25 protein-coding genes are annotated in these 23,176 nt (G+C 54.6%); 12 read left to right on the top strand and 13 right to left on the bottom strand.

What is annotated here, in order from left to right; all coding sequences use genetic code 11:
* Positions 1 to 2: 2 nt before the first annotated feature.
* The 4 genes from hflD to rluE are packed head-to-tail and all read right to left on the bottom strand — an operon-like array spanning position 3 to position 2,994.
* Positions 3 to 644: a high frequency lysogenization protein HflD gene (gene hflD / locus ABLU86_RS19455; protein WP_015367144.1), complete on the bottom strand. Its 642-nt coding sequence runs from the start codon at positions 642 to 644 to the stop codon at positions 3 to 5.
* Between the two features lie 56 nt (positions 645 to 700).
* The gene (gene mnmA / locus ABLU86_RS19450) at positions 701 to 1,807 is read right to left on the bottom strand and encodes a tRNA 2-thiouridine(34) synthase MnmA (protein ID WP_015367143.1); all 1,107 of its coding nucleotides are present in this window, start codon (positions 1,805 to 1,807) and stop codon (positions 701 to 703) included.
* 56 nt (positions 1,808 to 1,863) lie between these two features.
* Entirely contained in the window at positions 1,864 to 2,322 is a 459-nt protein-coding gene (locus ABLU86_RS19445) for an NUDIX hydrolase (protein WP_015367142.1), read from the bottom strand.
* 21 nt (positions 2,323 to 2,343) lie between these two features.
* Positions 2,344 to 2,994 carry a 23S rRNA pseudouridine(2457) synthase RluE gene (gene rluE, locus ABLU86_RS19440; protein ID WP_032705674.1) on the bottom strand — a complete coding sequence of 217 codons (651 nt, stop codon included), beginning with the start codon at positions 2,992 to 2,994 and terminating at the stop codon, positions 2,344 to 2,346.
* 239 nt (positions 2,995 to 3,233) lie between these two features.
* On the opposite strand from rluE, the gene icd reads away from it, so the two are divergent.
* From icd to yajD, 3 genes are all read left to right on the top strand, one after another.
* Complete coding sequence (icd, locus tag ABLU86_RS19435; RefSeq protein WP_015367140.1) at positions 3,234 to 4,484, top strand: NADP-dependent isocitrate dehydrogenase; 1,251 nt, start codon at positions 3,234 to 3,236, stop codon at positions 4,482 to 4,484.
* Between the two features lie 197 nt (positions 4,485 to 4,681).
* A complete protein-coding gene (locus ABLU86_RS19430) occupies positions 4,682 to 4,981 on the top strand; it encodes a hypothetical protein (RefSeq protein WP_015367134.1) in 300 nt (99 codons plus the stop codon).
* Positions 4,982 to 5,114: 133 nt separating this feature from the next.
* Complete coding sequence (gene yajD, locus ABLU86_RS19425; RefSeq protein WP_015367133.1) at positions 5,115 to 5,462, top strand: HNH nuclease YajD; 348 nt, start codon at positions 5,115 to 5,117, stop codon at positions 5,460 to 5,462.
* Positions 5,463 to 5,496: 34 nt separating this feature from the next.
* On the opposite strand, the gene ABLU86_RS19420 is transcribed toward yajD, so the two are convergent.
* The 4 genes from ABLU86_RS19420 to ABLU86_RS19405 all read right to left on the bottom strand — a co-directional run bounded on the left by ABLU86_RS19420 (position 5,497) and on the right by ABLU86_RS19405 (position 8,303).
* Positions 5,497 to 6,456: a DUF523 and DUF1722 domain-containing protein gene (locus tag ABLU86_RS19420; RefSeq protein ID WP_015367132.1), complete on the bottom strand. Its 960-nt coding sequence runs from the start codon at positions 6,454 to 6,456 to the stop codon at positions 5,497 to 5,499.
* Between the two features lie 148 nt (positions 6,457 to 6,604).
* Positions 6,605 to 7,333: a MerR family transcriptional regulator gene (locus ABLU86_RS19415; RefSeq protein ID WP_015705067.1), complete on the bottom strand. Its 729-nt coding sequence runs from the start codon at positions 7,331 to 7,333 to the stop codon at positions 6,605 to 6,607.
* Between the two features lie 82 nt (positions 7,334 to 7,415).
* Positions 7,416 to 7,826: a cell envelope integrity protein TolA gene (gene tolA, locus ABLU86_RS19410; RefSeq protein ID WP_087877284.1), complete on the bottom strand. Its 411-nt coding sequence runs from the start codon at positions 7,824 to 7,826 to the stop codon at positions 7,416 to 7,418.
* Positions 7,827 to 7,952: 126 nt separating this feature from the next.
* The gene (locus ABLU86_RS19405; protein WP_015367129.1) at positions 7,953 to 8,303 is read right to left on the bottom strand and encodes a helix-turn-helix domain-containing protein; all 351 of its coding nucleotides are present in this window, start codon (positions 8,301 to 8,303) and stop codon (positions 7,953 to 7,955) included.
* A 330-nt stretch (positions 8,304 to 8,633) separates the two neighbouring features.
* Here ABLU86_RS19405 and ABLU86_RS19400 point away from each other — a divergent pair, with 330 nt between their 5' ends.
* Entirely contained in the window at positions 8,634 to 9,809 is a 1,176-nt protein-coding gene (locus tag ABLU86_RS19400; RefSeq protein WP_015367128.1) for an efflux RND transporter periplasmic adaptor subunit, read from the top strand.
* Between the two features lie 23 nt (positions 9,810 to 9,832).
* Complete coding sequence (oqxB, locus tag ABLU86_RS19395) at positions 9,833 to 12,985, top strand: multidrug efflux RND transporter permease subunit OqxB (protein ID WP_348796390.1); 3,153 nt, start codon at positions 9,833 to 9,835, stop codon at positions 12,983 to 12,985.
* Positions 12,986 to 13,049: 64 nt separating this feature from the next.
* On the opposite strand, the gene ABLU86_RS19390 is transcribed toward oqxB, so the two are convergent.
* Both ABLU86_RS19390 and ABLU86_RS19385 read right to left on the bottom strand, forming a co-directional pair.
* On the bottom strand, positions 13,050 to 13,529 hold the full coding sequence (locus tag ABLU86_RS19390; protein ID WP_042892257.1) for an Rrf2 family transcriptional regulator: 480 nt from the start codon (positions 13,527 to 13,529) through the stop codon (positions 13,050 to 13,052).
* 104 nt (positions 13,530 to 13,633) lie between these two features.
* Positions 13,634 to 14,524 (bottom strand): oxidoreductase, encoded by an 891-nt coding sequence (locus ABLU86_RS19385; protein ID WP_259925030.1) that lies wholly within the window; start codon positions 14,522 to 14,524, stop codon positions 13,634 to 13,636.
* Between the two features lie 171 nt (positions 14,525 to 14,695).
* On the opposite strand from ABLU86_RS19385, the gene ABLU86_RS19380 reads away from it, so the two are divergent.
* The 6 genes from ABLU86_RS19380 (at position 14,696) to ABLU86_RS19355 (ending at position 18,999) form a co-directional block, all read left to right on the top strand.
* Positions 14,696 to 15,178 (top strand): cold shock domain-containing protein, encoded by a 483-nt coding sequence (locus ABLU86_RS19380; RefSeq protein ID WP_020079125.1) that lies wholly within the window; start codon positions 14,696 to 14,698, stop codon positions 15,176 to 15,178.
* Between the two features lie 50 nt (positions 15,179 to 15,228).
* Positions 15,229 to 15,768 (top strand): DUF2058 domain-containing protein, encoded by a 540-nt coding sequence (locus ABLU86_RS19375; protein ID WP_015367123.1) that lies wholly within the window; start codon positions 15,229 to 15,231, stop codon positions 15,766 to 15,768.
* Positions 15,769 to 16,067: 299 nt separating this feature from the next.
* Positions 16,068 to 16,325 (top strand): YjhX family toxin, encoded by a 258-nt coding sequence (locus ABLU86_RS19370; RefSeq protein WP_015705074.1) that lies wholly within the window; start codon positions 16,068 to 16,070, stop codon positions 16,323 to 16,325.
* Between the two features lie 10 nt (positions 16,326 to 16,335).
* Positions 16,336 to 17,094, top strand: a complete 759-nt coding sequence (locus ABLU86_RS19365) for a class I SAM-dependent methyltransferase (RefSeq protein WP_064569315.1) — start codon at positions 16,336 to 16,338, stop codon at positions 17,092 to 17,094.
* 155 nt (positions 17,095 to 17,249) lie between these two features.
* On the top strand, positions 17,250 to 18,275 hold the full coding sequence (locus tag ABLU86_RS19360; RefSeq protein WP_015367119.1) for an LLM class flavin-dependent oxidoreductase: 1,026 nt from the start codon (positions 17,250 to 17,252) through the stop codon (positions 18,273 to 18,275).
* A 160-nt stretch (positions 18,276 to 18,435) separates the two neighbouring features.
* On the top strand, positions 18,436 to 18,999 hold the full coding sequence (locus ABLU86_RS19355) for a DUF1440 domain-containing protein (RefSeq protein WP_348796389.1): 564 nt from the start codon (positions 18,436 to 18,438) through the stop codon (positions 18,997 to 18,999).
* Positions 19,000 to 19,080: 81 nt separating this feature from the next.
* On the opposite strand, the gene ychF is transcribed toward ABLU86_RS19355, so the two are convergent.
* Both ychF and pth read right to left on the bottom strand, forming a co-directional pair.
* Positions 19,081 to 20,172 carry a redox-regulated ATPase YchF gene (gene ychF, locus ABLU86_RS19350; RefSeq protein WP_015705079.1) on the bottom strand — a complete coding sequence of 364 codons (1,092 nt, stop codon included), beginning with the start codon at positions 20,170 to 20,172 and terminating at the stop codon, positions 19,081 to 19,083.
* 117 nt (positions 20,173 to 20,289) lie between these two features.
* Positions 20,290 to 20,874 carry an aminoacyl-tRNA hydrolase gene (gene pth / locus ABLU86_RS19345; RefSeq protein ID WP_015705080.1) on the bottom strand — a complete coding sequence of 195 codons (585 nt, stop codon included), beginning with the start codon at positions 20,872 to 20,874 and terminating at the stop codon, positions 20,290 to 20,292.
* Between the two features lie 271 nt (positions 20,875 to 21,145).
* On the opposite strand from pth, the gene ychH reads away from it, so the two are divergent.
* Positions 21,146 to 21,421 carry a stress-induced protein YchH gene (gene ychH, locus ABLU86_RS19340; RefSeq protein ID WP_015367115.1) on the top strand — a complete coding sequence of 92 codons (276 nt, stop codon included), beginning with the start codon at positions 21,146 to 21,148 and terminating at the stop codon, positions 21,419 to 21,421.
* A 42-nt stretch (positions 21,422 to 21,463) separates the two neighbouring features.
* Here the strand turns inward: ychH and dauA are convergent, their stop codons facing one another.
* Positions 21,464 to 23,155 (bottom strand): C4-dicarboxylic acid transporter DauA, encoded by a 1,692-nt coding sequence (dauA, locus tag ABLU86_RS19335; protein ID WP_072050073.1) that lies wholly within the window; start codon positions 23,153 to 23,155, stop codon positions 21,464 to 21,466.
* Between the last annotated feature and the right edge of the window lie 21 nt (positions 23,156 to 23,176).

Genomic DNA, 23,176 nt, shown 5'->3' with positions numbered 1-23,176 from the left:
AATCATAACTCCGGGGTTAAATGAGCAAGAATTTGTTTTGCCTGGTTAACCAGACGATTGCGAGAAAACATGAGCTGCAGACGTCCGCCGCCAACCTGATGCCATAGCACGGCGGAACGAATGCCGGCGAGCAGGGTAGAACGGACTTTCGCCTGAACCTGCGGGCTTTGCAGCACGGCAGGGGAACCTGTGACCTGAATGCGCGGCCCCAGTGGGCTGATGACGTCAACGTAAATGCCGGCCATCGCGCTGAGCAGCGTTTCAGATTGTAGATCAAAATGTTCTAACTGACGGCGCAGGCCGCCGATGCGGTTGCCGAGGGTATCCATCGCCCCTTTGCTGGCGGCGAGTTTACGTTCCAGCACCATCAGGCTTAATGTGTAGCGGGTGAGCTCCGCGTTGAGGCCCTGACGGCTGCTGGTATTCAGCACGCCGAGCAGAGTCTCAAGCCCGAGACGAAGATTGGCTTCACTCCCACCGAATACCGCCAGCGTTGAATCCGGGTCGAGATCGATGATGCTGTTCAGCGAAACGTGCAGGGCGTCGCTGTCGCAATGCCCCTGATGCGCCAGTTGCTGAACCAGCCGCGCCGCCTGGCATACGCCCGCCAACGCCAGAGTGATGTCATAATAATTCTTCGCCACGCTTACTCCTTGTAACCCGCCGGGCGTTAATCAGGCATCCGGCGGAAAATGGTCGATCAAGACGCCAGCGGCAGACGCTGTTCGATAATTCCGCCGCCGAGACACACTTCGCCGCTATAGAAAACAGCCGACTGTCCCGGCGTCACGGCGGCGACGGGTTCATCAAAGATAACCTCGATGCGGTCGTCATCCAGCGCCTTCACGGTGCAGGGGATGTCGGTCTGGCGGTAGCGGGTTTTCACCGTGCAGCGAAGGGTGCCCTGCAGCGGCTGACGATCGACCCAGTGTAACTGCTGGGCAATCAGGCCGACGGACATCAGACGCGGGTGATCGTGACCCTGGGCGACGATCAGCACGTTGTTTTCCACGTCTTTATCGACCACGTACCACGGATCTTCGCTACCTTCTTTGGTGCCGCCGATGCCGAGCCCTTTACGCTGGCCGAGGGTGTGATACATCAGCCCCTGGTGTTCGCCGATCTCATCGCCGTCGACGGTGATGATTTTGCCCGGCTGCGCAGGCAGATAGCGGCCCAGGAAGTCGCGGAACTTACGCTCGCCGATAAAGCAGATGCCGGTAGAGTCTTTTTTCTTCGCGGTGATAAGATCCAGCTCTTCGGCGATTTTACGCACCTGCGGTTTTTCCAGCTCACCGACCGGGAACAGACTTTGCGCGATTTGTTCGTGGCTGAGGGTGTAGAGGAAATAGCTCTGGTCTTTATTGCCGTCGAGCCCGCGCAACAGTTGGCTTTTGCCGTTGACATCGGCGCGGCGCACGTAGTGACCGGTGGCGATGTAGTCAGCGCCGAGGTCTTCTGCGGCGAACTCAAGGAAGGCTTTGAATTTGATCTCTTTGTTGCACAGGATATCCGGGTTCGGCGTACGGCCTGCTTTATACTCTTCGAGGAACAGCTCGAAGACGTTATCCCAGTATTCTGCGGCAAAGTTGACGGTATGCAGTTCAATACCGAGCTTATCGCAGACGGCTTGCGCGTCGGCGAGGTCGGCAGCGGCGGTGCAGTATTCCTCACCGTCGTCTTCCTCCCAGTTCTTCATGAACAGGCCTTCCACCTTATACCCTTGCTGTTGCAGAAGGTAGGCGGAAACAGAGGAATCGACGCCGCCGGACATGCCGACGATCACTTTTTTTGGACTTTCTGACATTGGAATACTCACCACATTGAACTTCAAGGCGGCGTATTCTAGCACGCGTCAACCGTTCAGGCACCCCCTGTGAACGGCCAGTTAAATTCCGCAATCAGCGACAGCGGATGCCGCGGATCCTGCTGATAGCTGCGAATGCTTTCCGCCACCAGCGGCGAGCGCAGGTTTTTAGCGTTAAGAATTTCCTCAGCGCTGAGCCACAGACAGCGATCGATGTCGCTGTCGTGCGGTTCAGTAGCGCACGTATCGTTAAGCTCAATGGCAAACAGGAAGCGCAGGAATGGCGTATTATCCGGGGCCTGCCACTGGTGCATGCGGATGAAGTGCTGCGGCGCGGCGCGAATACCGGTCTCTTCCCACAGTTCGCGCTCGGCGGCCTGCGCCAGGGTCTCATTGGCCTCAAGATGACCGGCTGGCTGGTTCCATAGCGCTTTGCCGTTAATCGTCTCTTCAACAATCAGGAATTTGCCTTTGGCGTGTACCACGCAGGCGACGGTGACGTGCGGTTTAAACATCGAGCTTCCTTATGAATGCGGTTATTCGGTTTGACGCCACTCGCCGTTGGCTAAACCATCAAGCGTATAGCCGCCCATGGCGTAGCGAATTAGCCTTAGCGTCGGAAAACCGACGTGGGCGGTCATCCGGCGAACCTGACGGTTGCGTCCCTCATAGAGGGTGATTTTTAGCCAGCGAGTGGGAATCGATTTACGCTCGCGAATCGGCGGATTGCGCGGCCAAAGCCAGGCGGGTTCATCCACCAGCTCCACGCCGGCGGGTAGGGTGGGTCCATCGTTTAGCGTCACTCCGTCGCGCAGCGCGCGGATCGCTTCTTCTGTAGGTTCGCCTTCCACCTGAACGAAATAAATCTTGCCGGTGCGCTTGCCGGGCTGGGTCAGTTTTGCCTGTAGCGCGCCGTCGTTGGTCAGCACCAGCAGACCTTCGCTGTCGCGGTCAAGGCGACCGGCAGCGTAAACGCCGGCGACAGGGATAAAATCCTTCAGCGTGCGACGCCCGGACTCGTCGGTAAACTGCGGCAACACATCGTAGGGTTTATTGAACAAGATCACAGTTTTAAGCTGGCGTTCTTTACGTTGTCTGGTCACTTGTTGTGTGCTGAATCGCTCAACGCGATGTTTTCTAAATGAAGTTTTCTGCATGGTATTTTCAGGCTCTCTCAATTGCCGCATTATAGCCTAATTACGAATGCCTTTCATGGACGCAAACATTCAGGTAGTATTGACATGCTCATTACAAATTATTAACAAAAAATTGCTCAAACCGATTCGCAATACAGGCAGGAAGGCAACACGGACGCGAATCTCCGGTTAGCGGGGCAACCCGGTACTCAGGAGTAGGCCGACTAAGCCAACACCAGGCTCGCGTGAAGAGGGAAGAGCAGAACCAGAAGCGCTCGAAGGAGAGGTTAATGGAAAGCAAAGTAGTAGTTCCGGCGGAAGGTCAGAAAATCACCCTGCAAAACGGCAAACTGAACGTCCCTCATAACCCGATTATCCCGTTCATTGAAGGCGACGGTATCGGTGTTGACGTTACCCCAGCGATGCTGAAAGTGGTTGATGCCGCCGTTGAGAAAGCCTATAAAGGCGAGCGTAAAATTTCCTGGATGGAAGTTTACACCGGTGAAAAATCTACCCACGTTTACGGCCAGGATGTCTGGCTGCCTGCTGAAACCCTCGATCTGATTCGTGATTACCGTGTTGCTATTAAAGGTCCTCTGACGACGCCAGTTGGCGGCGGCATCCGTTCTCTGAACGTGGCGCTGCGTCAGGAGCTGGATCTCTACGTTTGCCTGCGTCCGGTACGTTACTATCAGGGCACCCCGAGCCCGGTTAAACACCCGGAGCTGACCGATATGGTTATCTTCCGTGAAAACTCCGAAGATATTTATGCGGGTATCGAGTGGAAAGCAGACTCTGCCGAAGCTGACAAAGTTATCAAATTCCTGCGCGATGAGATGGGTGTGAAGAAAATTCGCTTCCCGGAACATTGCGGTATCGGCATCAAGCCGTGCTCTGAAGAAGGGACCAAACGCCTGGTACGCGCCGCTATCGAATATGCGATCACTAACGATCGTGATTCCGTGACCCTGGTGCACAAAGGCAACATCATGAAGTTCACCGAAGGCGCGTTCAAAGACTGGGGTTACCAGCTGGCTCGCGAAGAGTTCGGCGGTGAGCTGATCGACGGCGGCCCGTGGGTGAAAATCAAGAACCCGAAGACCGGCAAAGAGATCGTGGTTAAAGACGTGATCGCCGATGCGTTCCTGCAGCAAATCCTGCTGCGTCCGGCTGAATACGATGTTATCGCCTGTATGAACCTGAACGGCGACTATATCTCTGACGCCCTTGCGGCGCAGGTTGGCGGTATCGGTATCGCGCCGGGCGCCAACATTGGCGACGAGTGCGCGCTGTTCGAAGCCACCCACGGTACCGCGCCGAAGTATGCCGGCCAGGACAAAGTGAACCCAGGTTCCATTATCCTATCTGCAGAAATGATGCTGCGCCACATGCAGTGGTTCGAAGCCGCAGACCTGATCGTTAAAGGCATGGAAGGCGCCATCGCCGCCAAGACCGTGACCTATGACTTCGAGCGTCTGATGGAAGGCGCGAAACTGCTGAAATGCTCTGAGTTCGGCGACGCGATCATCAAAAACATGTAATCCATTTTTCTGTATTAATGCGAAACGGGAGCCTAAGGGTTCCCGTTTTTATTTGTTGTGTACCGGGTTATCCATAATTAAATAACAGTGAGCTATTCATGCCCGCTACCGCTTGCTACGGTAAATCATCCATTGGCTGTATTTATTGCCATATTTTGCCTGGTTTTTTTCAGGTTATTATTATTAGAGGTGATATTATGAAAAAGATTATTCTGACCCTGGTATTAGCATCAGCAAGTATTTCTGCCTTCGCGGGTTACCATCCGGTCGCAAGGACCGCAGCTGTAGCCTCAGCCGATCATCCAGTGGCGGTCGCGGCGGCAACCAGCGATAATGGCAACCATCCGGTGGCGCGTACTACGGCTGTCGCCACAGCGGACCATCCGGTGGCGGTGGCGGCGGCAACCAGCGATAACGGTCGCCATCCTGTGGCGCGTACCACGGTTGTCGCTTCAGCGGATCATCCGGTCGCGGCGGCGGCAGTGACCAGCCATTAATAATCATCTTCCCGGCGCCACGCCGGGATTTTGCCCCCGCCACCTCAGCGCATCGATTTCCTTTCCTGCTCCGTTTTACGCTATATTGGCGTTATTATCGTAAATTCTCTCTTTATCACAGGTAACATCTGCCATGGCTTTGATCCCCAAAAACTACGCCCGCCTGGAAAGTGGCTATCGCGAGAAGGCGCTTAAAATTTATCCATGGGTATGCGGACGCTGCTCGCGCGAATTTGTCTACTCCAACCTGCGTGAACTGACGGTACATCACATCGATCACGATCATACCAATAACCCGGAAGATGGCAGCAACTGGGAGCTATTGTGCCTCTATTGCCACGATCATGAGCACTCCAAGTACACTGAGGCCGACCAGTACGGTACCAGAGTGGTGGCCGGTGAAGATGCGCAAAAGGATGTCGGTGAAGCCACCTACAATCCTTTTGCCGATTTAAAAGCCATGATGAACAAGAAGAAGTAGTCACGCTTCGTCGTAATTGCACACCGCCTGGCGGTTAATTAACACCCAGGCGCAGGGCTAAAGCCTGCGGGTAGGGATCAAAATAGTTTTGCGTCTGCAGATAGCGATCAGGATACTCGGCCAGGTAATGCTTAAGCAGCGTAAGGGGCGCCAGGATTGGGAGCAGCCCCGCGCGATAATGCAGTATCACGTCACGCAGCTCGCCGCGCTGGCGGCTATTCAACCGTTCGCGGAAATAGCCCTGAATATGCATCAGCACATTGGTGTGGTTTTTCCTGGAGGCGGTGTTTTTCAGGATCGCCATCAGCTTATCGCGGTAGGCGACGAAAAAGGCATCCAGGTCTTGCCATTGATGCATCGACGCGACGAAAGGGCCAATTTCGCGATAGCCGGCCTGATGATGCGCCAGTAGCTGCAGTTTATAGCGGCTATGAAAATCCATTAACGCCCGACGGGTCAGGCCATTGGCCCGCAGCGTATTCAGTTCATGCAGGGCGAAAAGACGCTCGACAAAATTCTCTCTTAACTGCGGGTCGTGCAGTCGTCCATCCTCTTCTACCGGCAACCACGGATAGGCTTCCATCAACGCGTGGGTAAACAGGCCGGTTCCTTCTTTGCGCCCGCGGTTGCCTTTTTCATCATACAGGCGCACGCGTTCCATGCCGCAGCTAGGTGATTTGGCGCAGACGATAAAACCTGCTAATTCGCCAAGCCCAGGCAGGTAACCGGCGGTAAAGTCCGCCATTTTGCCCGTGACATCGTCGTGCGGCTCGCTGCTAAAACGCATCTGAATCTCACCTTCGTCGGTCCGCACCAGGCGCAGAGCCGGACGAGGAGAGCTGAGACCGATGGCCATTTCCGGACAAATGGGTTTGAAGGTTACCCACGGCGCCAGTTCATCCATCGCAAATGGCAATCGTTTATGTCCGCCATCAAAGCGCACGGACGAGCCGGTTAAACAGCCGCTGATGCCAATGACAGGTTGCTTATTCATGGCGTACTCCTCGCTTTGTTCTCACTGGATGGGCCATCGCGCAAAAACGTTTAGCCCGATACATTAAACTTACACAATCACGTATTTTTGTCCAAGTTTTTGGCGTGCTTTTTTAGCGGAGAACATGGCGTAGGGGAGCAAAGCTTTTTTACAAGGAGATAACGTCCAGAGAAATCACCAATTGACGCCAGAGATCTATCTGTCTCTGGCGTGCGGCGGTGAGCTGGCCCGTGGTCACCAGCAACCAGTGGCGTTGAGGAAAGATTTCCGGGGCCAGCGCGGTGGACGGCATCGGTAGCACATCGATGCGATGACCTTGTCCGGTACGCATGAGCGCTTCCAGCCAGATTTCACATGGGTCGCTCAGGTGCCAGCCGGTAATCAGAGAGTTATCGCCCGGCGCGCGTTTATCGCCTTCAAGACAAAAAGAGGTGTAGGAGATAATGATGCCGTCGAGGATCTCACGCAGGGTCTGCATCGCCGGCACATTAGCCGATACTTTACTGCGTAACGGGCGCAATACGTTGGAAACCAGCTCAGGCCGGGGATTTTCCCGACCGGCATCGTAGATCAGCTGGCGCAGGGATTCGATTTTTCCCTCTTTCAGCCGCTGCAGCATATTGTCCTGCAGGACAAGCCAGTTATCACCAGGGCCCGCGTCAGGGCGGGTCAATAGCGGTTTAACCTGGCTTACAGGCACGCCTTTTTTTACCCAGTCGAGAATTTTTAGCGCCAGTTGGACATCATCATCGTTGTACAGGCGGTGGCCTCCATCGGTACGCTCGGGTTTAAGCAGGCCGTATCGGCGTTGCCAGGCCCGCAGCGTGGTCGCATTGATGCCGCAAAGACGGGAAAATTCGCCGATGGAGTAAGACATTCCGTATACCTGATAACAGAGATTGCTTTTAATATACTACGAATTACGGCCGGTTGAATGCCGTGGCGCTGGTAATAAAGCGCTAGTCTTTTGCTTTAAAATCGATACTGGTATTTTTAAACGTCTGATAAGCGTCATCATCCGGCGCGGCGGGAATGTCGGCTTGCATAAATGCGGATACAACAGTGTTGCATAGTTCTTCATCCCCTTTTTCCACGGTCGCGGAATTCACGGTGCCATCACGCTGCAGCGACAAACGAATCCGACAGGTTTGCCCGGGATATTCCACGGAATCAGGCATTTTTGCCCTGATGGCGGTCATTATCTGTCGGGCGTAGGTCGCCCGACTTGATGGTTTCGACGAAGGGAAGCTGGCGAACAGATCGTCTACTTCAGTGGCGCTCGCCGCCGCGCGCGGCGTGGGCTGATGATGGTGACAACCTGCCAGCAGTAAAGGGAACAATAACAACACCAACGGCGATTTGTTCAGCATGGTAACGCGTCCTTGTTTGTTTGGTATGTGCCAATCATAACGGTAGGCGCTACGCCCTGATAGCTGCTAAACATAGGTGCTTCTACTGTTCGCTCGCCGATTCCCTGAGGACGATTATCACGACGGTTAGCGTAAATGCTGTGTTTCTGCACCGCAGATACTGCGTCGCCAGGCGCCGGGCGCCTGACCATACTGGCGCTTGAAGCTGCGGTTAAAGGATTGCTGGGAGTCGAAACCCAGTGCGATCGCCACGTTTAAAATAGGCTCGTCGCTGTTGGCTAAGCGTTCGACCGATCTTTGTAGCTTATGCATGCGAATATATTCAGCGAGAGGGTAACCGGTGTGCTCCTTGAAGATCCGCTGCAGGTGCCATTTCGAATAGCCCGCACGCCTGGCAACGGTCTCAATATCCAGACGGCTCTCGAGATTGTTGTCGATCCAATCGAGTAGATCGTGAATAACCGCAGCAGTGTTCATCTTGTTGCTCCACGCAGATAATAAAAGCATCTTTAATTGTTGCATTTAAGGTGGCTCGTTTTAGCATTAATTGCAAGTTTTATTGTTGCAATTAATTCCCTGCCTGAAATGGGCTTTTTTCGATCCAGATGAATAGCACATAAAGTGCAACAATTATTCTTGCACTTAGTTTAGCGCCTTCCTACAATCGCCGCGATAGTGTATTCGCAACTGTTACAGTTTTGTGGCGATGAACGACACAAATGGCCTTAAGCCTGCCCGGACAAAGGAAGTGGCGCAGCGTCTCCCGCAGCGTCTTGCCCGGCGGCGACAATTACCGGAATAAAAATAATGAGCCTGCAAAAAACCTGGGGAAAACGTCATCTGACTGCAGTAGGTATGGTGCTACTCTCGGCGCTGCTCGCCGGCTGCGATGAAGGCGTCGCGCAAAACGCCGCGCCGCAAGCGCCTGCCGTCAGCGCCGCTGAGGTGGTGGTGAAATCCATTAGCCAGTGGGATAGCTTTAATGGCCGGATTGAGGCGGTGGAAAGCGTGCAGCTCCGTCCCCGCGTTTCTGGTTATATTGATAAAGTGAATTACACCGACGGTCAGGAGGTGAAGAAGGGGGAGGTGTTATTCACCATTGACGATCGAACCTATCGCGCGGCGCTGGAACAGGCGCAGGCAACCCTGGCGAGAGCGAAAACGCAAGCCAGCCTGGCGCGCAGTGAAGCAAACCGCACCGATAAATTAATCAATACCAATCTGGTTTCCCGTGAAGAGTGGGAGCAGCGCCGCTCCGCTGCGGTCCAGGCGCAAGCGGATATTCGCGCCGCCCAGGCGGCGGTTGATGCCGCGCAGCTTAATCTGGACTTCACCAAAGTGACCGCGCCTATTGATGGCCGTGCCAGCCGCGCGTTAATCACCAGCGGTAATCTGGTCACCGCTGGTGATACCGCCAGCGTTCTTACCACGCTGGTGTCGCAGAAAACGGTTTATGTCTACTTTGACGTGGATGAGTCGACCTATCTTCACTACCAAAATCTTGCCCGCAGGGGGCAGGGGGCCTCCAGCAGCCACCAGGCATTACCGGTTGAGATCGGCCTTGTGGGCGAAGAGGGCTACCCTCATCAGGGCAAAGTGGATTTTCTGGATAATCAGTTAACGCCGAGCACCGGTACGATCCGCATGCGCGCGCTGCTGGACAATTCGCAGCGTCTGTTCACGCCGGGACTCTTTGCCCGTGTCCGCTTGCCGGGTAGCGCTGAATTCAAAGCCACGCTTATCGACGACAAAGCGGTACTGACCGATCAGGACCGTAAATATGTCTATATCGTTGATAAAGAGGGTAAAGCCCAGCGTCGCGATATTGCGCCGGGGCGGTTGGCTGCCGGTTTACGTATCGTCAAGCAGGGGCTGAACCCTGGGGATAAAGTCATCGTCGATGGTTTGCAAAAAGTGTTTATGCCGGGAATGCCGGTTAACGCGAAGACCGTTGCCATGACCACCAGCGCCGCCCTCAACTGATCCCTTATCTGAGAATCCGCCATATGGACTTTTCCCGCTTTTTTATCGACAGGCCGATTTTTGCCGCCGTGCTGTCGATTCTGATTTTTATCACCGGCTTGATCGCCATTCCGCTGTTGCCGGTCAGCGAATATCCTGATGTCGTACCGCCTAGCGTGCAGGTGCGGGCGGAATATCCCGGCGCCAACCCGAAAGTGATCGCCGAAACCGTGGCGACGCCATTGGAAGAAGCCATCAACGGCGTCGAAAATATGATGTACATGAAGTCCGTCGCAGGCTCTGACGGCGTATTGGTTACTACCGTCACTTTCCGTCCGGGAACCGACCCCGATCAGGCGCAGGTTCAGGTGCAAAACCGGGTCTCGCAGGCCGAGGCGCGTCTCCCGGAAGATGTCCGCCGTTTAGGCATCACCACCCAGAAGCAATCGCCAACGCTGACGTTGGTGGTGCATCTGTTTTCACCCGGCGGTAAGTACGATTCACTGTATATGCGTAACTACGCCACGTTGAAAGTCAAAGATGAACTCGCGCGTTTGCCCGGCGTCGGACAGATCCAGATTTTTGGCTCGGGTGAATATGCGATGCGCATCTGGCTGGATCCCAATAAGGTTGCGGCGCGCGGGTTAACCGCATCGGATGTGGTGACTGCGATGCAGGAGCAAAACGTTCAGGTTTCCGCCGGACAGCTGGGCGCCGAGCCGCTGCCGAAAGAGAGCGATTTTTTGATCTCTATTAACGCCCAGGGGCGTCTGCATACGGAAGAAGAGTTTGGCAATATTATTCTGAAAACGGCGCAAGACGGTTCGCTGGTGCGCCTGCGCGACGTGGCGCGTATCGAAATGGGCTCGGGTAGCTATGCGTTACGTTCCCAGCTTAACAATAAAGACGCGGTCGGGATTGGTATTTTCCAGTCGCCGGGGGCGAATGCTATCGATTTGTCTAACGCCGTACGCGCGAAAATGAACGAACTCTCCACCCGTTTCCCGGAAGATATGAAATGGGCGGCGCCGTACGATCCGACCGTGTTTGTGCGCGATTCGATTCGCGCGGTGGTGCAAACGCTGCTGGAAGCGGTAGTGTTGGTGGTGCTGGTGGTGATTTTGTTCCTGCAGACGTGGCGTGCGTCGATTATTCCGCTTATCGCGGTGCCGGTATCGGTGGTGGGTACCTTCAGCATTCTTTATCTGCTGGGCTTTTCGCTGAATACCCTGAGTCTGTTCGGGCTGGTACTGGCGATCGGTATCGTCGTGGATGATGCCATCGTGGTGGTGGAAAACGTCGAACGAAACATCGAAGAGGGGCTGGCGCCACTAGCGGCGGCGCATCAGGCGATGCGCGAAGTCTCCGGGCCGATTATCGCTATCGCGCTGGTGTTGTGCGCGGTGTTTGTGCCGATGGCGTTCCTCTCCGGGGTAACGGGGCAGTTTTATAAGCAGTTTGCGGTGACGATTGCGATATCGACGGTGATCTCCGCCATCAACTCCCTGACGCTCTCGCCAGCGCTGGCTGCGCTGCTGTTAAAACCGCACGGCGCGGCGAAAGACTTCCCGACCCGGCTTATCGATCGCTTGTTCGGCTGGATTTTCCGTCCGTTTAACCGTTTTTTCCATCGTAGCTCAAACGGCTATCAGGGGCTGGTAGGCAAAACGCTCGTGCGACGCGGCGCGGTGTTTGTGGTCTACGTCCTGCTGCTCTGCGCCGCTGGCGTGATGTTTAAAGTCGTACCCGGCGGGTTTATTCCGACGCAGGATAAACTGTATTTAATTGGCGGCGTGAAAATGCCCGAAGGCTCTTCACTGGCGCGCACCGACGCCGTGATCCGCAAAATGAGCGAAATCGGTATGAATACCGAAGGCGTGGATTATGCGGTGGCTTTTCCGGGGCTTAATGCGCTGCAGTTCACCAATACGCCGAACACCGGGACGGTCTTTTTTGGTCTGAAACCGTTCGATCAGCGAAAACACACCGCAGCGGAAATTAATGCCGAGATTAATGCCAAAATCGCGCAAATTCAGCAGGGCTTTGGTTTCTCGATTCTGCCGCCGCCGATTTTAGGGCTGGGTCAGGGTTCCGGCTATTCACTGTATATTCAGGATCGCGCCGGTCTGGGTTATGGCGCGTTGCAAAACGCGGTGAACGCGATGTCGGGTTCGATTATGCAGACGCCGGGGATGCATTTCCCGATATCGACCTATCAGGCGAACGTGCCGCAGCTGGATGTGCAGGTCGATCGAGATAAAGCGAAAGCGCAGGGCGTGTCGTTGACCGACCTTTTCGGGACGCTGCAAACTTATCTGGGGTCATCGTATGTGAATGACTTTAACCAGTTTGGGCGTACCTGGCGCGTAATGGCGCAGGCTGACGGGCCGTTCCGCGACAGCGTGGAAGATATTGCTAATTTACGCACCCGCAATAATCAGGGCGAAATGGTGCCGATTGGCAGTATGGTGAATATTAATACCACCTACGGACCGGATCCGGTGATTCGCTACAATGGTTATCCGGCGGCGGATTTGATTGGCGATGCCGATCCCCGCGTGCTCTCGTCCACCCAGGCGATGACGCAGCTGGCAGGCATGTCTAAGCAGATACTGCCGAATGGGATGAATATTGAGTGGACGGATCTCAGCTTCCAGCAGGCTACGCAGGGCAATACGGCGCTGATCGTCTTCCCGGTCGCGGTCCTGCTGGCATTCCTGGTGCTGGCGGCGCTATATGAAAGCTGGACGCTACCGCTGGCGGTGATCCTTATCGTCCCGATGACCATGCTCTCCGCGCTGTTTGGCGTCTGGCTGACCGGCGGCGACAATAACGTATTTGTGCAGGTAGGGCTGGTGGTGCTGATGGGGCTGGCGTGTAAAAACGCGATTCTGATTGTCGAGTTTGCCCGCGAACTGGAAATTCAGGGCAAAGGGATTATGGAAGCGGCGCTGGAAGCCTGTCGTCTGCGTTTACGTCCGATTATCATGACCTCGATTGCCTTTATTGCCGGGACGATTCCGCTGATTCTTGGCCATGGCGCGGGGGCGGAAGTGCGCGGCGTCACCGGGATCACGGTGTTCTCCGGTATGCTCGGCGTGACGCTGTTTGGGCTGTTCCTGACGCCGGTGTTTTACGTGACGCTGCGAAAACTGGTGACGCGCGGCGAACCGGTTAGGGACGTCCTGCCTGAGTAGGTCGCTGCTAATAACAAAAAACCGCCTTTTCGTTTAAGGCGGTTTTTTTTCGCAACAAGAAAAGTTAATGCGCTTCTTTATAGCGGGCAGTCAGCTCAGGCAGCGGATCGCAGCCGCTGGTATCGGCTTTTTTGACCTCTTCCAGGGCGCTTGCCACGGTATGGCGAGCTAACACCGCGAGCGACGCCTGCTCGGCTTCATCGGCTACGGACTTAAAGTACCAGCAGGCGTTGGCGCTGATCACGCAGCGAGCCGGGACATCAGGGCGGGACGCCCACAGTTTTTTATCTTCAATAACGGAAAGATAGATATCACGCAGCGTGATTTGATCGGCAGGACGGCCAAGATGAATAGAGCCGTTGCGGCCAAGCGTGGAGACGATGATGCCGTCGCGGGTGAGCGGAACCATGAGTTTACGGATAAAGCTCGGGTTGGCTTCCAGGCCGTAGGCCAGGATCGCACTCGTCGAACGTTCACCCAATTGCTCCGCCATCGCTACGCTGAGAACCATCTGCAAAGCTGTCGGGAAGCGGTAATCTAACATTTTCTTGTCCTGGGTTGCGGTGAATCTTGTTCTTTTTGGCACCGCAGAGGTAAATAATCAGTGAGTAACACTATAACAAATACGGTAATTTTTTTGAAGCAATCTTAGCCAGGCCCCTCGCTTCCAGCCGCCAGCAGCGGCACGACGACATCGCTGATGGGGGTGGCAACGCCCAGCGTTCGGCCATAGCGCTGTACAACTCCGTTGCGAATGTCCCATTCCAGCGGACGATTGGCCTGACGGTCGGCAAGTATTGAGGTGCTTAAATCCGCCGGCGCCTGATGAAACCCATCAACAATTTCCTGCGGCACGCTATCGGCGAGTACCGCCCCTGCGGCGCGGGCCACCGCCAGACACTCGTGTAGATAGGCCAGCGCCAGCCCGGTGATGTCCTGGCGCGAAAACATCCCGGCGCGGCGATTCGCCAGCACCATCAGGCCAGCGACGGCGTTTTGCAGCAGTTTTCGCCAGGCGACCGATGCGAAATCTGCCGTCAACTCAACCGTGCAGCGGGTACCGTCGAGAACCTCGGCTATCTTCTTCCCTTGCGGCGTATCGGGTAGCGTCAGGCGTGGTTTGGCGCGTAACCATACCGAAGCATCCGCCTCACGTTGTGCCGGAAACCAGACGACCGAAGGCAACACCTTTGCGCCGTTAACATAGGGTTTAAGCAGACTTTCCTGTTCAACGCCGTTCTGTAGTGCGCAGACCACCGTGTTTTCATCGCACAGCGCGGTAAGCCAGCCCGCGCAATCCGCTACCTGGGTGGTTTTCACCGCCACAAACAGCAGCTCAATCGGGTGTTCCAGCGTATGTGGATCGGTCAATACTGGTCCTGGAATGATCGTTTCGCCGTCTTCGTGGCGCAAAACCAACCGTTGATGCGCGGTGCGCCCGCAGAGCAGCGGTTTGCGGCCCGCTTCATGCAGTACGGCGGCAATGGTCGTGCCGATAGCGCCAGGACCTAGCAACGCAATGGAGGGTAGATTAGGCATCATGCATTCTCCTGAATGAACCGTACTCATTAATGAATCAAATTTTCGGCAAAAGCCAGGATCAATTGCCGATATCGGGTAACACTTAGAGCAAAGGCATGGTCTACGCTGACATTGTGCTTTAAACTGCGCGCTGCAAAATTGAGTAGATAAACGATTAATCAGGCGGTAATGGCGATGAACGGTACGATCACAACGTGGTTTAAAGATAAAGGTTTCGGATTTATCAAAGATGAAAATGGTGATAACCGCTATTTTCACGTGATTAAGGTCGCCAATCCGGAGCTGATTAAGAAAGATGCGGCGGTCACGTTTGAACCTACGACCAATAATAAAGGCCTATCGGCTTACGCGGTGAAGGTCATCCCGGAAAGCAAACATCTGTATATTGCCGGTGAGCGCCTGAAGCTGACATCGATTAAGTCTTACCTGGTCTACAGTGAGGAAGTGCCAGCAGATACGCGTATCGACAAGGAAAATGCGGTGCTCTCCGTGGGGCTGCTGATGAACAGCATCAAGCCCAAAGCGAGCGTGAAGCCGGGTGAAATGCGTACGCTGAAAAAGCTGGCGATCACTACCTTTCAGGGCACCACGCTCATCTTCTCTGAAGATGAAATCGACATCGACGCCACGGTGAAGCTCCTTAAAGTCTGACCCTGATTTTCCGTATCCGAATCATAATTCAAACGATTGTAGAAACGACGATGACAAAACTTACCTTACAAGAGCAGATGCTGAAAGCGGGTCTGGTCACCAGTAAAAAGATGGCTAAGGTTCAGAGAACGGCGAAAAAGTCACGTGTTCAGGCGCGTGAAGCCCGCGAGGCCGTTGAGGAAAACAAAAAAGCCCAGCTTGAGCGCGACAAGCAGCTCAGCGAGCAGCAAAAGCAAGCGGCTTTAGCAAAAGAGTATAAAGCGCAGGTTAAGCAGCTGATCGAAATGAACCGAATCACGATTGCGAAAGGCCATATCGCTTTTAACTTTACGGATAATAATCTCATCAAAAACATTGATGTGGATAAAACCACCCAGGCGCAGCTCATTAGCGGCCGTCTGGCGATTGCCCGCCTTGCTGTTGATAATAACGGTAAATATGAATACGCGATTATTCCTGCCAGCGTGGCGGATAAAATCGCCCAGCGCGACGCCGAGAGTATTGTGTTGAACAGCGCCCTGAGCCAGGAAGCAGAGGACGAAGACGATCCGTACGCTGACTTTAAAGTACCTGATGATTTGATGTGGTAATCAGGAGCAATGCGTTGCTGCCATTCATTGTGCGCCTTTCGTCATGGGGCGGGGGCGCAATTTCAGATACCGATCACAATTTTCCCGTTTATAAATATCCTTTCTGTCACTGGATGTTATCATCCAGCCGGTAAATACCTTTCAACTCTACCGAGGCTTTGATGCTGGAGAATGTAATCATCTGATAATCAGTTTGCCGACCTTTCAGGCCGGGCTGGTTATCACTGCGCTGAAATCGAATGCGGACACCGCTGCGTGTTTGCACGTTTTGCACATGATGATTAAACAGGTTTTCCAGTATGAATTTATCCCGTCAGGAACAACGTACCTTACACGTTCTCGCGAAAGGCGGACGTATTGCGCACATTCGCGATACCTCAGGCCGCGTCATCGCCGTGGAGTGCTATAGCCGCGAAGGCCTACTGCTCAGCGACTGTACGCTCGCCGTTTTCAAAAAGCTCCGCACTAAAAAACTGATTAAATCCGTTAACGGCCAACCATACCGCATCAACACCAGCGGGCTGAATAACGTTCGCGCCCAGCCGGATAACCGCTAAGGAGAGTGACATGACCACAACTATCGATATCCCACGTATCTTTACCATCAGCGAAAGTGAACATCGTATCCATAACCCCTTCACGGCGGAAAAATATGCCACGCTTGGCCGCGTACTTCGCCTGCAGGCAGGGGCGCAGATCCTCGACCTTGGCAGCGGTTCTGGTGAAATGCTCTGCACCTGGGCGCGGGACCATGCTATCGGCGGTCTGGGCATTGATATGAGCCCATTGTTTACCGCGCAGGCTAAACAACGCGCCGCAGCGCTTGGCGTTAGCGATCGCGTCACTTTTCTCCATAGCGATGCGGCAGGTTACGTTGCCGAACGGCAATACGATGTAGCGGCCTGTATCGGCGCGACGTGGATAGCCGGCGGCGTCGCTGGAACCGTGGCGCAGTTAGCCCGCAGCCTTAAGCCTGGCGGTATGCTACTTATCGGGGAACCCTGGTGGCGTAAGGTGCCCGCCACAGAAGAACAGGCGCGCGCCTGCGGCGTTTCTGCGGTGGCCGATTTGTTGCCGCTTCCAGCGCTGGTCGCCACTTTTGGCGAACTGGGCTATGACATTGTTGAGATGGTGCTGGCTGACCGCGAAGGGTGGGACCGTTATGAAGCCGCTAAATGGCTAACGATGCGCCGTTGGCTGCTGGCGAATCCCGACGATGAATTTGCGGCTGAGGTACGTGCGGAGCTCAATGCCGCACCGCTTCGCCACGTCACCAATACCCGGGAATATTTCGGTTGGGGCGTTTTTGCGCTGATGCAGAAATAACCATCGTTATATTTGGTCAATTTATTTGAACCATTCTGTTAAATAAACGCCATTTATACATTTTGGTTAAGGGGTAGAGTAGGGGGAACCACAAACAGACGCGGAATAGTATCTCCGCGTCTGCTGAATGTTTTGCCAAATCAGGGGCTATCCTCATGAAAAAGATTGGATTTTTGTCATTTGGCCACTGGACGCCATCGCCGCAGTCGGCGACTCGTTCCGCTGCCGACACGCTTTTACAATCCATCGATCTGGCCGTTGCCGCCGAAGAGTTAGGCGCGGACGGCGCCTATTTTCGGGTGCACCATTTCGCCCGCCAGCTCAGTTCACCGTTCCCGCTGCTGGCCGCTATCGGCGCGAAAACTAAAAAGATTGAGATTGGCACCGGCGTTATCGATATGCGCTACGAAAACCCGCTATATATGGCGGAGGATGCCGGCGCTGCAGATTTGATAGCCGGTGGGCGTTTACAGCTTGGCATCAGCCGGGGCTCGCCGGAACAGGTGATTGATGGCTGGCGTCATTTCGGTTTTCAACCGCAGGATGGCGAGTCCGACGCTGATATGGCGCGGCGCCACACTGAGGTACTGTTGGACGTGCTACGCGGCGAAGGTTTCGCTAAACCTAACCCGCAACCGATGTTCCCCAACCCGCCGGGATTGCTGCGCCTTGAGCCGTATTCCGCCGGACTACGCGAGCGTATCTGGTGGGGCGCGGGCTCTAATGCCACGGCGATGTGGGCGGCGAAGCTCGGTATGAACCTGCAGAGCTCGACGCTGAAAGATGATGAGACGGGCGAACCATTTCATATTCAACAGGCGAAACAGATCCGCGCTTATCGTCAGGCCTGGACGGAGGCGGGGCACACGCGTACGCCGCGGGTATCGGTCAGTCGGAGTATTTTTGCCCTGATGGACGATCGCGACCGGATGTATTTTGGCTCCAGCCGGGATAACAGCGACAGTATTGGTTTTCTTGATGAGAAAACCCGCGCCATTTTCGGCCGCAGCTATGCCGCTGAACCCGATAAGCTCATCGAGCAACTGAAACAGGATGAGGCGATCGCAGAAGCGGATACTTTATTGCTGACGGTGCCGAATCAGCTGGGCGTGGATTATAACGCTCACGTGATTGAGTCTATTCTGAAGCACGTTGCACCGGCAATGGGGTGGCGTGATTAAAAGAATGCCACGCGGGGCATTAATTGATGCTCCGCGATGACATAAAAATATTAGCTTTGTTTATCTTTTGAACAAAAAGTGTGATCTTGATCAAGCCATACCCGCGCGGACTTAAAGAATATTGCAATGCTGTAACAATATTATTCATGGCGAGGGATTTATGGCAATTAAGGACTTTTTTGTACAAACTGCACTAGGTCGGCGTCGCTATGGCGTCGCATTATTAGTTGGGGTTATTGCCGGAATTATGTCGGCATTCGTTAAGTGGGGGGCGGAAGTACCTCTGCCGCCGCGAACATTTTCCGGTGGGCGTGATGAATTTAATCCTCCTTATCTCTTTTTACGCGACTATCTTGGCATTGATCCTACACATACCGTGTACACCTTCTCTGAGCATATCATCAATCCGGTAATGGTCACGCATATCATCTTTTCGCTGGTGTTCGCGATTGGCTATTGCGTGGTGGCGGAGATATTCCCAAAAGTTAAATTATGGCAGGGAGTATGGGCCGGGATTGTCGCCACCATTGCGGTACACTGGATTTCATTTCCGCTATTAGGACTTACGCCGTCGTTATTAAACATTCCGGCTGATGAATATATTTCTGAACTGCTTGGCCATATTTTTTGGTTCTGGGCAATTGAAATGATTCGTCGCGATCTGCGTAACCGAATTACCCACGAGCCTGACGCAGAAATTCCGTTAGATGCGCCATTCAGATAATTTAAAGCCTCGCGAGTCATAAAACCTGCGAGGCTTTGAAATGAAAAATCCGCGCCGGAGCGCGGATTTTATCGTCCGGGATTAGACGTTGAACAAGAAGTTCATTACGTCGCCATCTTTAACGATGTAGTCTTTCCCTTCCGCACGCATTTTACCGGCTTCTTTCGCGCCTTGTTCACCTTTATAAGCAATGAAATCTTCATAGGCGATGGTCTGGGCGCGGATAAAGCCTTTTTCGAAGTCGGTGTGGATTTTACCGGCAGCCTGTGGCGCGGTAGCGCCAACCGGAATAGTCCATGCGCGAACTTCTTTGACGCCAGCGGTGAAGTAAGTCTGCAGGTTCAGCAGAGCGTAACCTGCGCGGATCACGCGGTTCAGGCCCGGCTCTTCAAGGCCCAGCTCGGCCATGAACTCGTCACGCTCTTCGTCGTCCAGCTCGGCAATGTCGGATTCAACGGCGGCGCAAACCGGAACCACCACGGAACCTTCTTGCTCAGCGATAGCGCGAACCTGGTCGAGATACGGGTTGTTTTCAAAACCGTCTTCGTTAACGTTGGCGATGTACATGGTCGGCTTCAGGGTCAGGAAGCTCAGATAGCGGATCGCTTCTTTCTCTTCTTTGCTCAGATCCAGCGCGCGCAGCATGCCTGCTTTTTCCAGCTGCGGCAGGCATTTTTCCAGCGCGGCCAGTTCAACCTTAGCGTCTTTATCGCCGCCTTTGGCCTTCTTGGACACGCGGTGAATGGCGCGTTCGCAGGTGTCGAGGTCGGACAGCGCCAGCTCGGTGTTGATAACGTCAATATCTTCCGCCGGATCGACTTTACCCGCGACGTGGATAATGTTGTCATTTTCAAAGCAACGCACTACGTGGCCGATGGCTTCGGTTTCACGAATATTGGTCAGGAACTGGTTACCCAGGCCTTCGCCTTTGGACGCGCCTTTAACCAGACCGGCAATATCAACGAATTCCATGGTCGTCGGCAGGATACGCTGCGGCTTGACGATCTCAGCCAGTTTGTCCAGACGCGGATCGGGCATCGGTACGACACCGGTGTTCGGCTCAATGGTACAGAACGGGAAGTTGGCCGCTTCAATACCTGCTTTGGTGAGCGCATTGAACAGGGTGGATTTGCCGACGTTGGGCAAACCGACGATACCGCATTTGAATCCCATGATTTAAATCACCTTAATCTTTGGATAATCAGTCTGTTATGAATAACAGACTGTAGAAAAGTAAATAGCTTCGCCTATTATACACGGTGTGCGGCAAAAATTCCGCACGTCGGACGCTTATTGCGCTTTAAAGGCGTGTAAACGGTTGGTTGCTTTGGTTAAACCGTCTTTCAGCCACACCTCGGTACAGCGCGCCGCTTCATCAACCGCTTCGTCAATTAGCTTCTGTTCGCTGGCCGGTGGTTTACCCAGCACAAAGCCGACAACTTTATTTTTATCGCCCGGATGGCCAATTCCGACGCGTAAGCGGTGAAAGTTTGGGTTATTACCCAGCTTGCTGATAATGTCCTTCAGGCCATTATGACCGCCGTGTCCGCCGCCAAGTTTGAATTTAGCGACGCCGGGGGGTAAATCGAGCTCGTCGTGGGCGACCAGAATTTCATCCGGATTAATACGGTAAAAGGTAGCCATCGCGGCCACGGCTTTGCCGCTGAGATTCATAAAGGTGGTCGGCACCAGCAGGCGCACGTCTTCCCCCGCCAGGTTCAGGCGCGAGGTATAGCCGAAGAATTTGCTCTCTTCTCGCAGCGGCGCGCGGTGGCGCTCCGCCAGTAAATCTACGTACCAGGCGCCGGCGTTATGGCGCGTTGCCGCGTATTCCGCTCCGGGGTTAGCCAGGCCGACAATCAGTTTTATCGTCACTTTTTATTCCTGCATGGGTCTTTCTTTGCCGCGTAGTGTACTGCCTGCGTCGGCGCTTGACAAAATTCTGCCAGCGAAACGCTACCGTTACTGATAATTTCCACTTTGAACCATTAGAATTTGATGTTGTTCAGTGGCTTATTTGTAAACTTTTGTTGATCAGATGTTCCCGAATGTGATCACTCACGCAATCACTCATATCCCTATTGTCTATACTTAACCTATAAATTTTGGGGATATTCCCATGTAGCCCAAGGTCCGGAGGTGACATATGAAACGCAGAAACGCTTCGTTACTCGGTAACATACTGATGGGTTTAGGGTTGGTTGTGATGGTGGTCGGCGTTGGTTACTCTATTTTAAACCAGCTTCCACAATTTAACCTGCCGCAATTCTTTGCTCATGGCGCGGTGTTGAGTATTTTCGTCGGCGCCGTTTTGTGGCTGGCGGGCGCTCGCGTTGGTGGTCATGAAAGAGTCTCCGACCGCTATTGGTGGGTACGCCACTACGATAAACGCTGCCGTCGCGACCAGCATCGTCACAGCTAACTGAATTCAGCTCGCCGGATATGTTTTCCGGCGAGCTCCCTTTTATTGCGCTAATTCAATGTCCGCCAGCGCCGCGGTACGGTCAGGGTAGAAGCTCAGGCGTCCCGGAATCGGCTGGACCCCTGCGCGCGCCAAAGTACGCAGCGGCTGGAACTCAAGGTTCGATACCCGCAGCTCGCAGCCTTCCGGCAGGCGCTTCACAAAGCGCAAGAAAGCGTCAAGACCGCCGGCGTCCAGCACCGGCACCGCATCCCACTTCAGCACCACCACGCGCTTGCCTGCAATCCGGCTTTCCAAATCGGTGAACAATCCTTCCGCCGCGGCGAAGAACAGCGGGCCGATCACCCGTAGCACCAGTACATCGTCCGGCACTTCAACGTTGACCGGCGCCAGTCGCGTCATGCGCGCGATGCGGCGCATAAACAGCAGCGAAGCCAGCACGATACCGACGCTAATGGCGATGACCATATCGAACAGCACGGTCAGCGACATGCACATCAGCAGCACAACGATGTCGTCTTTTGGCCCGTGGCGTAGCAGGTTAATCACCTTATGCGCCTCGCTCATATTCCACGCTACCATCAGCAGCAGGGCAGCCATGGCCGACAGCGGCAGCCACGAGAGCAGCGGGGCGAGGATTAGCAGCGCGAGGATCACCAGCAGGGCATGGATCACCGCGGAAATCGGCGAGGTCGCGCCGGCGCGCACGTTAGCCGCGGAGCGAGCAATCGCCGCGGTGGCGGTAATGCCGCCAAAGAATGGCGCGATGATATTGCCCAGGCCCTGGCCGACCAGCTCACTATTCGCTTTGTGTTTGGTGCCGGTCATACCGTCGAGCACCACCGCGCAGAGCAGTGATTCAATGGCGCCCAGCATCGCCATAGAGAAGGCGGCAGGCAGCAGCGCGCGCAGCGACGACCAGCTCAGGGTGAACTCCGAGCCCGGCATATCCCACGGCAACACCAGCTGCGGCAGCAATTGCGGGATACCGTTGCCCTGGCTGCCGTCGGCGAGGACATAGTGGAACTGCGAGCCGATGGTCGCCACATGTCCGCCGAGTAAATTAACGATGCCCATCACCGCACAGCCCGCCAGCAGCGCCGGCAGGTGCCCCGGCAAGCGGATGCCCAAACGCGGCCAGAAAATCAGAATACCCAGCGTCACGATACCGATGGCGGCATCGCCAACGTTAATTGTCGGCAGCGCCATCACCAGCGCGCCGACTTTCTGCAGATAGTGCTCTGGGACATGCGCCATCTGCAGACCAAGGAAGTCTTTAATTTGCATGGTACCGATGGTGATGCCGATACCGGAGGTAAAGCCAAGGGTGACTGAAAGCGGGATATATTCAATCAGACGGCCAAAGCGGGCGAGGCCGAAAAGGATTAAGAAGATACCCGACATTAGCGTCGCCACCAGCAAGCCGGCCAGGCCAAACTGTTGTGACACCGGATAGAGGATCACCACGAAGGCCGCGGTGGGGCCGGAAACGCTAAAGCGCGAACCGCCGGTCAGGGCGATGACAATCCCCGCCACCGCCGAGGTGTAGAGTCCATATTGAGGCGCTACGCCGCTGCCAATTGCTAACGCCATCGCCAGCGGGATAGCGATGATCCCGACGGTTATCCCGGCGATGAGATCGCGGGTAAAGCGCGATGCGGTGTATTTTTCTTTCCAGCAAGCGTCGATGAGGGCGCGGAAAGGCATCACATGTGAGGAAAATAATCTATTCACAATAATGTTTCATCCATGAGC

Source organism: Klebsiella sp. JN_Kp121, assembly GCF_040062145.1.
In the GTDB taxonomy this organism is placed as follows: Bacteria; Pseudomonadota; Gammaproteobacteria; order Enterobacterales; family Enterobacteriaceae; genus Klebsiella; species Klebsiella aerogenes.
The sequence above is the reverse complement of the archived record's forward strand: the minus strand, read 5'-3'. Positions and strand labels throughout refer to the sequence as shown.